The organism is Cytobacillus firmus DS1, from assembly GCF_000565285.1.
GTDB classification, from domain to species: domain Bacteria; phylum Bacillota; class Bacilli; order Bacillales; family Cytobacillaceae; genus Cytobacillus; species Cytobacillus firmus_A.
In genome coordinates, this window is sequence record NZ_APVL01000027.1 from 1 (window position 1) to 12,985 (window position 12,985).

A 12,985-nucleotide genomic window follows, 5' to 3' on the forward strand; every position below is an offset into this window, starting at 1 on the left:
TTGGGGGCTGTCCCCCTGTGAGAGTAGGACGCTGCCGGGCGAAACAAATTTGTGATACAAAATCACAAGAATAATATTATCGCGGGGTGGAGCAGTCCGGTAGCTCGTCGGGCTCATAACCCGAAGGTCGCAGGTTCAAATCCTGCCCCCGCAATCTGGTCCGGTAGTTCAGTTGGTTAGAATGCCTGCCTGTCACGCAGGAGGTCGCGGGTTCGAGTCCCGTCCGGACCGCCATTTTATTGTTCTAAAAAGTAAAACGAAACTTAGTTTCGTCTTTTTTTATGCCTTTTTTTTAACCTAAGTGTATATGTATTAATATTGAAAATAGCTTACTTTGCCCATTGCTGCAAAATAAGGTAAACTACATATAGACTATTCTCCTTAGGATTTATCCTAAGGTTTTTTTGTAATCTCAGAATTCAGATCTTTGAATTTCAAGAACTGTCAGCCCTATCGCCAACTGCCTCGGGGTGGTGTGAGTGGTAAGGCGTTTGTGCTTTTACTTTTCATTTTTAGATTAGACCATAAAAGGTGTTGAAACATATGAGTCAGTTTGAGTTTATCTCAAAGAAGCCAGAGGATACGATGGGGTTTTCGGAGAAGCTCGGCAGCCTGCTTCAGCCGGGAGATGTCCTTGCTCTGGAAGGAGATTTGGGTGCAGGAAAAACGACATTCACCAAGGGGCTGGCCAAAGGGCTTAATATAACCCGAAATGTAAATAGCCCTACTTTTACGATTATTAAAGAATACCATGGAAGATTGCCTCTTTATCATATGGATGTTTATAGAGTTGAAGATTCCTTTGAGGATTTGGGGTTTGATGAATATTTTGATGGCAATGGGGTCACAGTTGTAGAATGGGCTCATCTTGTTAAAGAACAGCTTCCTGAAGAGTTATTAACTATTTATTTATATCTTGATAATCATGACTCAAGAAGGCTTGTCCTGGAACCCCGGGGAAAAAGATATGAGGAATTGTGTAAGGAGATTATGTCATGAAGGTTTTAGCCATTGATACATCCAATTACCCTCTGGGAGTAGCTCTTCTGGATGGTGATCAGGTTATAGGCGAGTATATTACAAATGTAAAAAAGAATCATTCTGTCCGAGTTATGCCGGCTATTGATACTTTAATGAAAGACTGCGGTGTTAAGCCTGCTGAATTAGATAAAATTGTTGTTGCGAAAGGGCCTGGTTCGTATACAGGAGTGCGTATTGGGGTAACGATTGCAAAAACACTGGCATGGACTTTAAATAAGCCGCTGGTGGGGGTATCCAGCCTTGAAGTATATGCGGCCTCGGCTGGCAGATACTTTAATGGCGTCATATCACCTTTGTTTGATGCAAGGAGAGGGCAAATATATACCGGCCTGTATCAATATAGGGAAGGACAGTTAGTTTCGCTGATAAAAGACCAGCTTCTGCTTTCAAAAGATTGGGCAGCCATGCTTTCAGAACAGCAGGAAAACGTTCTTTTCATTGGGAATGATTTGCCCTTACATAAAGATATATTTACAGAACGCATTAAAGAGCGGGCAGTGTTCGCTTCACCTGCGGAGCATAATCCCAGGCCGGCCGAACTTGCTTTATTAGGAAGGGACCGCGAGGGTGAGGATGTCCATTCTTTTGTACCTAATTACATTAGGATTGCGGAAGCTGAAGCTAATTGGATAAAAGCAAACAAGGAAAAAAAGTTATAGATGAGGAAGCGGACGTATGAATAAATCCTTAACTTTCCGTTTGATGAATGAAGAGGATATTGATGATGTTTTAGAAATCGAACACAAATCCTTTACAACACCCTGGAGCAGGGAGGCCTTTTTTAACGAATTAACACATAACCAGTTTGCTTTGTATGTTGTTTTAGAAGAAGAAAATAAAGTAATAGGATACTGTGGAGCATGGATAGTCGTGGATGAGGCTCATATCACAAATGTTGCGCTGCTCCCTGAATACCGTGGGAGAAAACTTGGAGAAGCTTTGATGCGGCAGCTAATGGAGCTTGCGTCTGAAATGGGAGCCATCACAATGACTCTGGAAGTAAGGGTATCCAACTTCACAGCTCAGTCCTTATACCGAAAGCTTGGTTTTCAAAACGGAGCCATCAGGAAGAACTACTACACTGATAATCAAGAAGATGCTTTAGTAATGTGGGTGAATTTATAATGAAAAAAGACCAATGGATCATGGGGATTGAAACCAGCTGTGACGAAACTGCGGTAGCCATCATTAAGAATGGACGTGAAATTGCAGCCAATATCGTTGCATCCCAAATCGAAAGCCATAAACGTTTTGGCGGGGTAGTTCCGGAAATAGCTTCCCGTCATCATGTTGAACAGATAACGATCGTGCTTGAAGAAGCATTATATAAGGCAGGCATCACATATTCTGATCTTTCAGCAATTGCTGTGACGGAAGGGCCTGGCCTTGTAGGCGCGCTTCTGATCGGGGTTAATGCCGCAAAAGCCGTTGCATTTGCTCATGGCATCCCGCTGGTAGGCGTGCATCATATTGCTGGCCATATTTATGCAAACAGACTGGTGGAAGAAATGGATTTTCCGTTACTTTCCCTGGTAGTCTCTGGTGGACATACTGAACTGGTCTATATGAAGGAGCATGGCCATTTCGAAGTAATTGGCGAGACAAGGGATGATGCTGCAGGAGAGGCATATGATAAAGTTGCCCGGACCTTAAATCTGCCTTATCCGGGCGGTCCTCACATTGACAGACTCGCTCATGAAGGGAATCCAACTATTCAGCTGCCGAGAGCCTGGCTGGAAGAAGGTTCATACGATTTTAGCTTCAGCGGCTTAAAATCAGCCGTTATCAACACTGTCCACAATGCTGAACAGCGTGGCGAGACGATAGTGCCGGAAGATCTGGCTGCAAGCTTCCAGGATAGTGTCATTGATGTCCTGTTAACGAAAACAGAAAGAGCCGTTAAAGAATATCAGGTGAAGCAGCTGCTGCTCGCAGGCGGAGTTGCGGCGAATAAAGGTCTTCGGGCTTCTTTAGAAAAGAAGTTTGGAAATAAAGCCGACATAAAGCTTATTATTCCGCCATTATCTTTATGCACAGATAATGCAGCGATGATAGCGGCAGCAGGAAGTGTGCTGTTTGAAAAAGGACAATTCGCCGGTCTTGATTTAAATGCAAATCCCGGTTTGGACATTACTATCCACAATGATAAATAATTAGGAAAAAGTCCCCGACAGCTTAGGGGACTTTTTCTGTGGATAAAATCATTTGTTTCAGAATTTCATGTTGGTAATGTGGATAAAATCAGCTTTAATTGTGGATAATGTGGAAAAGTCTGTGGAGAGTATATATAACTGCGTTTTTCTTGTGATTATCTCTGTGGATAATAAAAAAGACTGGCAGTGACTATTCTACCAGTCTAAAAGTTATGAATATTCCTTTAAACCTCTTCAGCTAAAAGCGTCCATTCTTCCATCAATTCTTCCAGCTTTGCTTTTGCTTCATCCGTTTCATTCGTTATTTCCATCACTTTTTCATGGTCCTGATAAACATTCGGATCACAGAGAAGCTGATCATTAGCATCTATTACTGTTTCTAATGTTTCTATTTGTTCTTCGATTTCTTCCATTCTTCTTTTTCTCTGGCGTTCGAGCTTTTTGGCCTCTTTATCCAGCTGGTAATTATTTTTTTCCTGCTTTACAGGCTGTGAATCGGAGGATGCGTCCTGCTCATTAAGTGCAAGCAATTCCTTTTGTTCCTGCTTTTTTTCTACATAATAATCGTAATCGCCAAGATATTCAGCTGCTCCGCTTCCAGAAAGTTCAACTACTTTTGTTGTAATCCTGTTGATAAAATAGCGGTCATGAGAGACGAAGAGAATGGTCCCGGGATAATCGATCAATGCATTTTCAAGAATTTCCTTGCTGTCGAGATCCAAATGGTTTGTAGGCTCGTCAAGGATTAAGAAATTGGCTTTCTGCATCATAAGCTTTGCAAGCGCAAGCCGTGCCTTTTCACCGCCGCTCAGTGTTGAAACGGTTTTAAGTACATCATCACCGGAGAAGAGAAAGTTCCCAAGTATGGTCCTGATTTCTTTTTCCGGTTTCAGCGGGTATTCATCCCATAATTCGTTCAGTACTCTTTTGTTGCTTGTGAGCTCTGCCTGTTCCTGGTCATAGTAGCCAATTGTCACATTGGAGCCATACTGAATCTCCCCTGAAAAAGAAGGGATTTTTTTGATGATGGTTTTGAGCAATGTGGACTTGCCGATTCCATTTGGCCCTACAAGTGCAATGCTGTCGCCTCTTGCCAGCCGCAGTGAAATATTCTCGCTCACTTTCTCTTTGTAGCCTATAGCTAAAGAGTGTATATTTAAAACCTCATTGCCTGACTGCCGCTCGATGTCAAACCCAAATGAAGCTGATTTCTCGTCTCCAAGCGGCCTGTCCATCACGTCCATTCTGGCCAGCTGCTTTCTGCGGCTTTGTGCCCTTTTGGTTGTGGAGGCCCGGGCGAGGTTTCGCTGGATAAAGTCCTGCAGCTTAGAGATTTCTTCCTGCTGTTTCTCGAATTGCTTCATTTCTTTTTCAAAATTAGCTGCTTTTTGATCCAAATAGGAACTGTAGTTTCCTGGGTATTTTCTTATTTGGTGGCGGGAAATTTCGTAAACCTGGGAAACGACCTTATCAAGAAAGTACCGGTCATGTGATACGATTAGAATGGCACCGCTGTAGCTCTGCAGATATTGTTCGAGCCACGATAATGTTTCAATATCAAGGTGGTTGGTAGGCTCATCCAGGATTAAAATATCAGGCTTTGTGAGCAGCAGTTTACCTAGGGCCAACCTTGTCCGCTGTCCGCCGCTCAATGATGATATTTTGGTATCATAGCCCAATGAGCTGAAGTTGAGTCCGTGGAGAATGGAACGGATATCTGCTTCATATTGATAGCCGCCACTTTCTTTGAAATCAACCTGAAGTTTGTCGTAATCTTTTAAAATACGCTCATAGGCATCTGAATTATTTAGGACATCAGGATCTGCCATTTGTTCTTCAAGGCTGCGGAGCTGTTTTTCCTGATTCTGCAGATGTCTGAAAACAGTCAGCATTTCCTCCCAGATGGATAACTCCGATTCCAGACCGGTATTTTGTGCAAGATAGCCAATTGTTACTTCCTTTGGTTTTATAATCTCACCGGCATCATATGTCATGTGTCCGGCAATTATTTTTAAAAGGGTGGATTTTCCTGCACCATTGCGCCCTACAAGGGCAATCCGGTCCCTGGTTTGTACTTCTAGCTTTATATTCGTTAAAATGGGATCAGCACCAAAATTTTTTGCCAGCTGATTGACTTGTAATAGTATCATGTTCTTTCACCTCGGGTATAGAGTAAGTGTAACTCATTCATATATGTTCGGCAATAAAGGAGACAGGACTATAAGCCCTGCTGAAGGGCATTAAATCATAACTAAAGGTAAATAAATATGTGAAGAACCTTACAAGCACGTACAAAGTAACGGAAAAATAGTGTATGATTTTGAAGAGAGGTGTTTTTAAATGGCGGATTTTACTCATTTTAATCAAGAGGGCAGGGCAAAAATGGTGGATGTAAGCGATAAGCCTGAGACGGCAAGGACAGCCATCGCTCAGTCAAGCATTACGGTGAATCAGGAGATTTACGAGAAGATCACATCCAACTCGATGAAAAAAGGGGATGTACTCGCTGTTGCACAAACGGCAGGCATTATGGCGAGCAAGAAAACATGGGACATTATTCCGATGTGCCATCCGCTGCCGCTAAAGGGTGTAGACATTTCATTTTCATGGAAAGCAGAAGAGGAAGAGTACGTCCTTATTATTACGGCTTCTGTTAAAACAAAAGGAAATACGGGTGTGGAAATGGAAGCGTTAACAGCTGCTTCTGTCTGTGCGCTGACCGTTTATGATATGTGCAAGGCTGTAGATAAAGGAATGATAATTGGGCCAACCTTTTTAATAGAGAAAACAGGCGGAAAAAACGGAGATTTTAAACGAAATTAATTCATCATAAGAAAAGGGGATGGACGAATGGCCAATGAACCAATTAAGATACCGCAGGCAACAGCTAAACGGCTGCCTTTATATTACCGCTTCCTAAAAAACCTTCATTCCTCCGGCAAACAAAGAGTCTCATCAGCAGAATTGAGTGAGGCGGTTAAAGTAGACTCTGCAACGATTCGCCGTGACTTTTCGTACTTTGGTGCGTTAGGGAAAAAGGGATATGGATATAATGTGAACTACCTGCTGGGCTTCTTTCGGAAGACTCTTGACCAGGACGAGCTTACCAAAGTCGCTTTGGTCGGGGTAGGGAATTTAGGAACAGCCTTTCTTAACTATAATTTTCTTAAAAATAATAATACGAAAATAGAAGTGGCATTTGATGTGGATGAGAGTAAGGTTGGCACGAAAATCGGTGATGTGCCGGTCCATCATATGGATGACCTTGAAGAAGTTATTGTTGAAAATAATATTCAGGTGGCGATTCTAACGGTTCCTGCACCGCCTGCCCAGACGATTACCGATCGGATGGTTAATGCGAAAATAAAAGGTATCCTTAACTTTACACCTGCGAGGCTCACTGTGCCGTCCTCGATTCGGATTCACCATATCGATCTGGCAGTGGAATTGCAGTCATTGGTTTATTTTCTGAAAAATTATCCTGAAGAAGTGTAAAAAAAAATGAGCCTTTTGCGGGCTCATTTTTTCATTTTAAAATGCTGACCAACCATCCGGAGACCGGTGGCAAAATCAAATGTGGCAATTAAGATTAGAAAATAAGTAAAGAATCCCCAGGTTGCTTCCCGCTGGGTATTCTGGATGGCTATAAAGGTGAAAAGGCATCCGAGAAGGATGTAAATAAAGCCTGAAAACAAAGGTGTGCTTCTCATGAAAATCCCCCAGTACGTTTAAAACTTCCCAACATTTCTCCAGCTAGAAAAAGCTGATAAAGCTCTGCATGTTCTCCATTTCCTTTAACCACTTTTGTATATTGTCCTGATTCAGCTGGACAACCGCTACAAAGGTGTTCATTGCCACATGGGCAAAAATCGGCACGATGATCCGCTTTGTCTTGACATATAAGAAGGCAAAGGTGAATCCCATTGCCGAGTATAGCAATACATGTTCCGGCTCAAAATGGGCAAGTGCAAAAATGACCGAGCTGATCAGGGCCGACAGGAAGAAGTTGAAGCGCTTGTGAAGAGATCCAAAAATAATTTTCCTAAAGACAATCTCCTCAAGGATAGGCCCGATGACCGAACTTATTAAAATGACGATTGGCGATGCTTCAATAATCCGGATAATCTGCTGCGTATTTTCAGATCCCATTTCAATGCCAATCATATTTTCAATGCTTGCAGCAGTAGCTTGAGCGATCAGGGCCAAAAATATGCCTCCAACAGCCCAGCCAATTGAGCCGGCTGCGGAAGAGGCATCTCTATCCAGTCCCCGTTTCATTTCTTTCCTTAGTAATAGAAGCGTAATGATCAGCGTAATCGTGAAACTGATCACGAGCCAGTAGGCCACAGCAAGAATCTGCATATTTTCGGGATTCTGTCCCAGGGCATCGGCAGCTAATAAAACGAGCGGAACGCCAAACAAGCTTGAAAGCTGCATGGCAATATAGGCGATTAAAATAATCCAGTATTCCTTCTTCAAAATGTTTTACTCCTTAATCTGAGTGTTGGAAACAAGTCCTAAAGTTATTGTACTCTTTATAAGGAGCGGGTTTCAAATATCAGCACCAAGGAGAGACTTAATATGGTTAAAATGAGTGTTTTTGCAGCATACTTAAGAGGTTGTCTTTGTCGAAATATAGGTTATAGGCGCGGATGAATTTTTTTATAAAAAATTTAAGCTTCACCCTTGCAAATAGAATTGAGATTCATTAATATAATAATTGTGTTAGCACTCAAACAGAGAGAGTGCTAATAAATAAAATATTTACATATTATTTGAGGAGGTTGTTTCACTTGTTAAAGCCACTAGGTGATCGAATCATTATCGAGCTTGTTGAAACTGAAGAAAAAACTGCAAGCGGCATCGTACTGCCGGACACTGCTAAAGAGAAGCCTCAAGAAGGCAAAGTTGTAGCTGTGGGAACTGGCCGCGTTCTTGAAAATGGTGAGCGTGTTGCCCTTGAAGTTGCTGACGGCGACCGTATCATCTTCTCAAAATATGCTGGTACTGAAGTGAAGTACGAAGGCAAAGAATATTTAATTTTACGTGAAAATGACATTCTTGCTGTAATTGGCTAATCGCTGATCAGACGAAGATTATTAAAAGATAAAGCTAAAATTTTTGAGGAGGTTTTTATCAATGGCTAAAGAGATTAAATTTAGTGAAGAAGCCCGCCGCGCGATGCTTCGCGGTGTAGATTCCCTTGCAAATGCGGTAAAAGTAACTCTTGGACCTAAAGGACGCAACGTGGTTCTTGAGAAGAAATTCGGTTCTCCATTAATCACTAATGATGGTGTGACAATTGCAAAGGAAATCGAACTTGAAGATGCTTTCGAAAACATGGGTGCGAAGCTTGTTGCTGAAGTAGCAAGCAAAACAAACGATGTTGCAGGTGACGGTACAACAACTGCAACAGTTCTTGCTCAGGCAATGATCCGTGAAGGCCTTAAGAACGTAACGGCAGGCGCTAACCCAATGGGTATCCGCAAAGGAATTGAAAAAGCGGTTTCTACTGCTGTGGAAGAGTTAAAAGCTATTTCAAAACCTATCGAAAATAAAGAATCCATCGCACAGGTTGCTGCTATTTCTGCTGCTGACAATGAAGTTGGCCAGCTGATCGCTGAAGCAATGGAGCGCGTTGGCAACGATGGTGTTATCACAATCGAAGAATCTAAAGGATTCACAACTGAGCTTGATGTGGTAGAAGGTATGCAGTTCGACCGCGGATACGCTTCTCCATACATGGTTACAGATTCTGATAAGATGGAAGCGGTTCTTGAAAACCCTTATATCTTAATCACTGATAAGAAGATCACAAGCATTCAGGAAATCCTTCCTGTACTTGAGCAGGTTGTACAGCAGGGCAAGCCTTTATTGCTTGTAGCTGAAGATGTTGAAGGTGAAGCACTTGCTACATTAGTAGTGAATAAGCTTCGCGGAACATTCAATGCAGTAGCGGTTAAAGCTCCTGGCTTCGGTGACCGCCGTAAAGCTATGCTTGAAGATATCGCGATCCTGACTGGCGGTGAAGTAATCACTGAAGAGTTAGGCCGTGACCTTAAATCTGCTACAATCGACTCTTTAGGACGCGCTTCTAAAGTAGTTGTTACAAAAGAAAACACGACGATCGTTGAAGGTGCTGGAGATAGCGCGCAAATCGGCGGCCGTGTGAACCAGATCCGCACTCAAATGGAAGAAACAACTTCTGAATTTGACCGCGAAAAGTTACAAGAGCGCCTTGCTAAGCTAGCTGGCGGTGTGGCAGTGGTTAAAGTTGGTGCTGCAACTGAAACTGAATTGAAAGAGCGCAAGCTTCGCATCGAAGACGCCCTTAACTCTACACGTGCAGCTGTAGAAGAAGGAATCGTTTCCGGTGGTGGTGTTGCCCTTCTAAACGTATACAACAAAGTGGCTTCTATCCAGGCTGAAGGCGATGAAGCTACAGGTATCAACATCGTACTTCGTGCGATGGAAGAGCCTGTACGCACAATTGCTCACAATGCTGGCCTTGAAGGTTCAGTTATTGTTGACCGCTTAAAGCGCGAAGAAGTTGGAACAGGCTTCAACGCTGCTACTGGCGAGTGGGTAAACATGATCGAAGCTGGTATCGTTGACCCAACGAAAGTAACTCGTTCAGCTCTTCAAAACGCTGGATCTGTTGCGGCTATGTTCTTAACTACTGAAGCAGTAGTTGCTGACAAGCCAGAAGAAAATGCTGGCCCTGCAATGCCTGATATGGGCGGTATGGGTGGAATGGGCGGCATGATGTAGTTTAAAAGAAAAAACCCTGATTTATCAAGGTTTTTAAGGTGAAATTACTATTTTTGATGCCCGTTTGATGCCATAAATAAAAATTAGAGGTTTCTCATGAGTTCTCCGAACTTCTGGGATGCCTCTTTTTTTCGATCTTTTGTAATATGCAAATACACCTGAGTAGTTGTATCATCATCAGTATGTCCTAAGCGATCCATGATCTGCAGAAGTTCCACGCCAGCTTCAGCAAGCAGGGATGTATGAGTGTGTCGCAAAGAGTGAGGAGTTAGATGTTTAGTAATCATAGGTAGCTCCTGTAAAACTCTTGCCATGCGGTTTTCCACAGTCTTAATAAAGTGTGGATAACCATAGTATGGACCATTCATTCTCGCAAAAACAAAATCACCGTCAAAGTAATCCTTGCCGAGTTGAAGTTTTGCTTGCTTAACTCTTATCTGTTGTTTTTGAAGTAGTCGAATTACTTCATCTTCAACAATAATTTTTCTAATAGAACCTGCTGTTTTTGGCGGCAACAAATGAAAATTTTTTGTATTATTTTTAGGATTATAATATGTTTTGGTGATATTTATCGTTTGTTCATTAAAGTCAATATCCTTCCATTTGAGCGCAACAAGTTCTCCTGCTCTAAGGCCTGTCCACGCTAAGGTAAAAAGCATAATATAAGTCTCTTCATTTATTTCCTTTGCTTTATCCAAAAACAATTTTAGTTCGTGTTTTTCTAAATATTTATCCTCTACTTTTGTATTTTCAATGTCTTCAACAGTTTTCTTGTCTTTCGGAATAAATGCATACTGTGTTGGATCATAGAAAATTAAATCTTGTTCCATTGCCCTCTTGAATATCATTCTTGCAGTGCCATGAATTCCAGAAATAGTATTATGAGCTAACTTATCTTTACTTTTAAGGTTTGTAAGAGCATTTTGGTACATTTTTTTTGTAATATCATTAATTTTATATTTGGCAAAATACTTATTTAGATGGCAAATTTCATGTTGTCTAACTCTAATTGTACTAATCTTTCTATCTGTGACACCATACACCGATAACCACTCTTCAGCCATATCTTCAAATGTAATATCGCCTCCACTTTCAAGCCTGCGGATGCCAAGTTGGTATTCAAGTTCTTTAGCTGCGTCCTTCGCTTCCTTTTGTTTATTGAAACCTCTTCTAACAATTCGGCGTCGATTTCCAGTCTGGGGGTCAATGCCGTTTTCTATAATAAACATCCATTTATCGCCCTGTTTAGTTTTATATTTTTGGAAAGAAGCCATATTATTAAATAACCTCCAAGAATAATTTCATTGATCTTTCTTTTGGAAGCAACTGCAGTAATTCTTGGAGTTCAAAAGTTCCTAAAACGAATTGCTTGATAACATAAGGATCTATGTAATCACGTTCTAACCTTGACTTAATGCTTGTTAGATTTAACTTAAAATGCTGCGGGTTATTGTTATTGAATATAAAGTCCGAAAAAAATATGGAACTGGTTAATATCGAAGAATCAAAGTCGTAAATGTCCTCGTGCTTAAAGGGCTTAATTGCTTCATATTCATATACTTGGTTGTCCCAGTTGATTTCACCATTTTGAAATGTAAGAACATAGATATAGGGCATTAGTTTACCGTCAATATAATCATAATAGATACGTTGTTGAGGCATTATTATATTGCTCCTTTCCTTTTTGCAATTAAATAATTCAATTTATCAAGAACATCCAGTGTTTCCTTAGAATATGGGCTAGCTTTAGAATATCGAGATTCCATGTAAGCCCTATGTTCAGCATCAGACTTAGCCAACAACAATTGATTCCTAAAGTGACATAGACGTACTCTTGCGAATTCTTCATTAACATTAAAAGTTTCACTGATAAAATATACACCGTCTTCAATATTCGCAAATTCATTTAATTGGTAATTAAGAAGCATGAAAGTCGGAACGCAAAAATGATACATAAAGTTATGCGCTTGGCGTTCCTGTAGTTTTTTAAAAAGGTAATACATTTTATTTTGATTTCCCACATGGCTTACTACATGTCCTAACTCATGGGCAAAATCTAACCATTGTTCCACCTTTGATTTGCGTTTATCTAGGATAATGCTATATAAACCGTTAGCACAATGCATTTTACTTTCACGATCCCAGTAATGTATCCAAATATCTAATTTGTCAGCAATATACTCCATATCAATATCCTTTGGAGAATCAATTTCAAGGAAGTTGTATAATTCTTGAATATTTTTTTCTAAAGGTGTTAATTGATATTGCACTAAAGCTTCCCCCTATGTAACGAAACGTATGTTCTGTATAGTTTGTAAATGAAAAGCCCGAAAAAGGGCTTAAATAAAGCTATTATTTATTTTCTCTTCTGCTTGTCTCCAGGCTTACGACCCTTCTCTCTCTCCAATAGCCACTCCAATAACTCTACTGCTTCTTCATCGGTGATGTTTCCGTCCCGAGCAGCTATTTGGGTGTTTGGGTCATTAAGTGCACGATTTACCTCAGGGGATAAATCTTTGCCTTTTAATAAAAAATCTGTAGAAACATTAAAGAAATCAGAAATTGCTATTAATGTTTCGTAATCAGGTTGCCTAAAACCTCGTTCGTAATTTGATAAATTTTGATGAGGCATACCTAATTTATCTGCTAAGGCTATTTGAGTGAGATTTCGTTTTTCCCTTAAACCCCGGATTCTCATTCCAATGGCCTTACGAAGTTCTGGATCTTCATCCGAAGTACTAATTAATGTATTTTCTAATGTGGTCACATCCGATCTCCCTAAAAGATAATCAGTTGTTACATTAAAAAAGCTTGCAATTTCATCTAGTCTAGCCCTTCTGGGCAAACGATCAGTATCGTTTTCATAGTGAGTAATTGTAGAACGTGGAATTCCCAATTTTTCTGCCAGTGCTTCTTGGGACAGGTTTTTCTTTTCTCTCAATTCTCTTAATCTTTTAGCAAACATCATTATACCCCTCTATCCACACCATATACCTTTATTTTAACAAAACATGTGCGTA

General features: G+C 40.9%; 15 protein-coding genes and 2 tRNA genes. 10 read left to right on the forward strand and 7 right to left on the reverse strand.

What is annotated here, in order from left to right:
* The first annotated feature begins 80 nt into the window (after positions 1–80).
* From PBF_RS21640 to tsaD, 6 genes are all read left to right on the forward strand, one after another.
* A tRNA-Met gene (locus tag PBF_RS21640) sits at positions 81–154 on the forward strand.
* A 3-nt stretch (positions 155–157) separates the two neighbouring features.
* A tRNA-Asp gene (locus PBF_RS21645) sits at positions 158–234 on the forward strand.
* A gap of 309 nt (positions 235–543) precedes the next feature.
* A complete protein-coding gene (gene tsaE, locus PBF_RS21650) occupies positions 544–999 on the forward strand; it encodes a tRNA (adenosine(37)-N6)-threonylcarbamoyltransferase complex ATPase subunit type 1 TsaE (RefSeq protein WP_035332731.1) in 456 nt (151 codons plus the stop codon).
* Positions 996–1,700, forward strand: coding sequence for a tRNA (adenosine(37)-N6)-threonylcarbamoyltransferase complex dimerization subunit type 1 TsaB (gene tsaB / locus PBF_RS21655; protein ID WP_035332732.1), 705 nt, complete (start codon positions 996–998; stop codon positions 1,698–1,700). Before tsaE ends, tsaB begins: the two co-directional genes overlap by 4 nt.
* 16 nt (positions 1,701–1,716) lie before the next feature.
* Positions 1,717–2,166, forward strand: coding sequence for a ribosomal protein S18-alanine N-acetyltransferase (gene rimI, locus PBF_RS21660; RefSeq protein WP_035332733.1), 450 nt, complete (start codon positions 1,717–1,719; stop codon positions 2,164–2,166).
* A complete protein-coding gene (tsaD, locus tag PBF_RS21665) occupies positions 2,166–3,194 on the forward strand; it encodes a tRNA (adenosine(37)-N6)-threonylcarbamoyltransferase complex transferase subunit TsaD (RefSeq protein WP_035332735.1) in 1,029 nt (342 codons plus the stop codon). Before rimI ends, tsaD begins: the two co-directional genes overlap by 1 nt.
* A gap of 224 nt (positions 3,195–3,418) precedes the next feature.
* Here tsaD and PBF_RS21670 read toward each other — a convergent pair whose 3' ends face one another.
* Entirely contained in the window at positions 3,419–5,344 is a 1,926-nt protein-coding gene (locus tag PBF_RS21670; protein ID WP_035332736.1) for an ABC-F family ATP-binding cassette domain-containing protein, read from the reverse strand.
* Positions 5,345–5,534: 190 nt separating this feature from the next.
* Here PBF_RS21670 and moaC point away from each other — a divergent pair, with 190 nt between their 5' ends.
* Both moaC and PBF_RS21680 read left to right on the forward strand, forming a co-directional pair.
* Positions 5,535–6,017: a cyclic pyranopterin monophosphate synthase MoaC gene (gene moaC, locus PBF_RS21675; protein WP_035332737.1), complete on the forward strand. Its 483-nt coding sequence runs from the start codon at positions 5,535–5,537 to the stop codon at positions 6,015–6,017.
* Between the two features lie 27 nt (positions 6,018–6,044).
* Positions 6,045–6,689: a redox-sensing transcriptional repressor Rex gene (locus PBF_RS21680; RefSeq protein WP_035332738.1), complete on the forward strand. Its 645-nt coding sequence runs from the start codon at positions 6,045–6,047 to the stop codon at positions 6,687–6,689.
* Positions 6,690–6,712: 23 nt separating this feature from the next.
* Here PBF_RS21680 and PBF_RS21685 read toward each other — a convergent pair whose 3' ends face one another.
* Both PBF_RS21685 and PBF_RS21690 read right to left on the reverse strand, forming a co-directional pair.
* The gene (locus PBF_RS21685) at positions 6,713–6,904 is read right to left on the reverse strand and encodes a YdiK family protein (RefSeq protein ID WP_035332739.1); all 192 of its coding nucleotides are present in this window, start codon (positions 6,902–6,904) and stop codon (positions 6,713–6,715) included.
* Between the two features lie 43 nt (positions 6,905–6,947).
* Complete coding sequence (locus tag PBF_RS21690) at positions 6,948–7,673, reverse strand: CPBP family intramembrane glutamic endopeptidase (protein WP_035332740.1); 726 nt, start codon at positions 7,671–7,673, stop codon at positions 6,948–6,950.
* A gap of 314 nt (positions 7,674–7,987) precedes the next feature.
* Here PBF_RS21690 and groES point away from each other — a divergent pair, with 314 nt between their 5' ends.
* On the forward strand, positions 7,988–8,272 hold the full coding sequence (gene groES / locus PBF_RS21695; protein WP_009336289.1) for a co-chaperone GroES: 285 nt from the start codon (positions 7,988–7,990) through the stop codon (positions 8,270–8,272).
* A 61-nt stretch (positions 8,273–8,333) separates the two neighbouring features.
* Entirely contained in the window at positions 8,334–9,965 is a 1,632-nt protein-coding gene (gene groL / locus PBF_RS21700; protein ID WP_035332741.1) for a chaperonin GroEL, read from the forward strand.
* Positions 9,966–10,048: 83 nt separating this feature from the next.
* Here the strand turns inward: groL and PBF_RS21705 are convergent, their stop codons facing one another.
* From PBF_RS21705 to PBF_RS26885, 4 genes are all read right to left on the reverse strand, one after another.
* Positions 10,049–11,239, reverse strand: a complete 1,191-nt coding sequence (locus tag PBF_RS21705) for a site-specific integrase (RefSeq protein WP_035332742.1) — start codon at positions 11,237–11,239, stop codon at positions 10,049–10,051.
* 4 nt (positions 11,240–11,243) lie between these two features.
* Positions 11,244–11,627 (reverse strand): hypothetical protein, encoded by a 384-nt coding sequence (locus tag PBF_RS21710; protein WP_035332743.1) that lies wholly within the window; start codon positions 11,625–11,627, stop codon positions 11,244–11,246.
* Between the two features lie 2 nt (positions 11,628–11,629).
* Positions 11,630–12,235, reverse strand: a complete 606-nt coding sequence (locus PBF_RS25030) for an ImmA/IrrE family metallo-endopeptidase (RefSeq protein WP_051488974.1) — start codon at positions 12,233–12,235, stop codon at positions 11,630–11,632.
* 86 nt (positions 12,236–12,321) lie between these two features.
* A complete protein-coding gene (locus tag PBF_RS26885; RefSeq protein ID WP_235192311.1) occupies positions 12,322–12,933 on the reverse strand; it encodes a helix-turn-helix domain-containing protein in 612 nt (203 codons plus the stop codon).
* Positions 12,934–12,985: the final 52 nt, after the last annotated feature.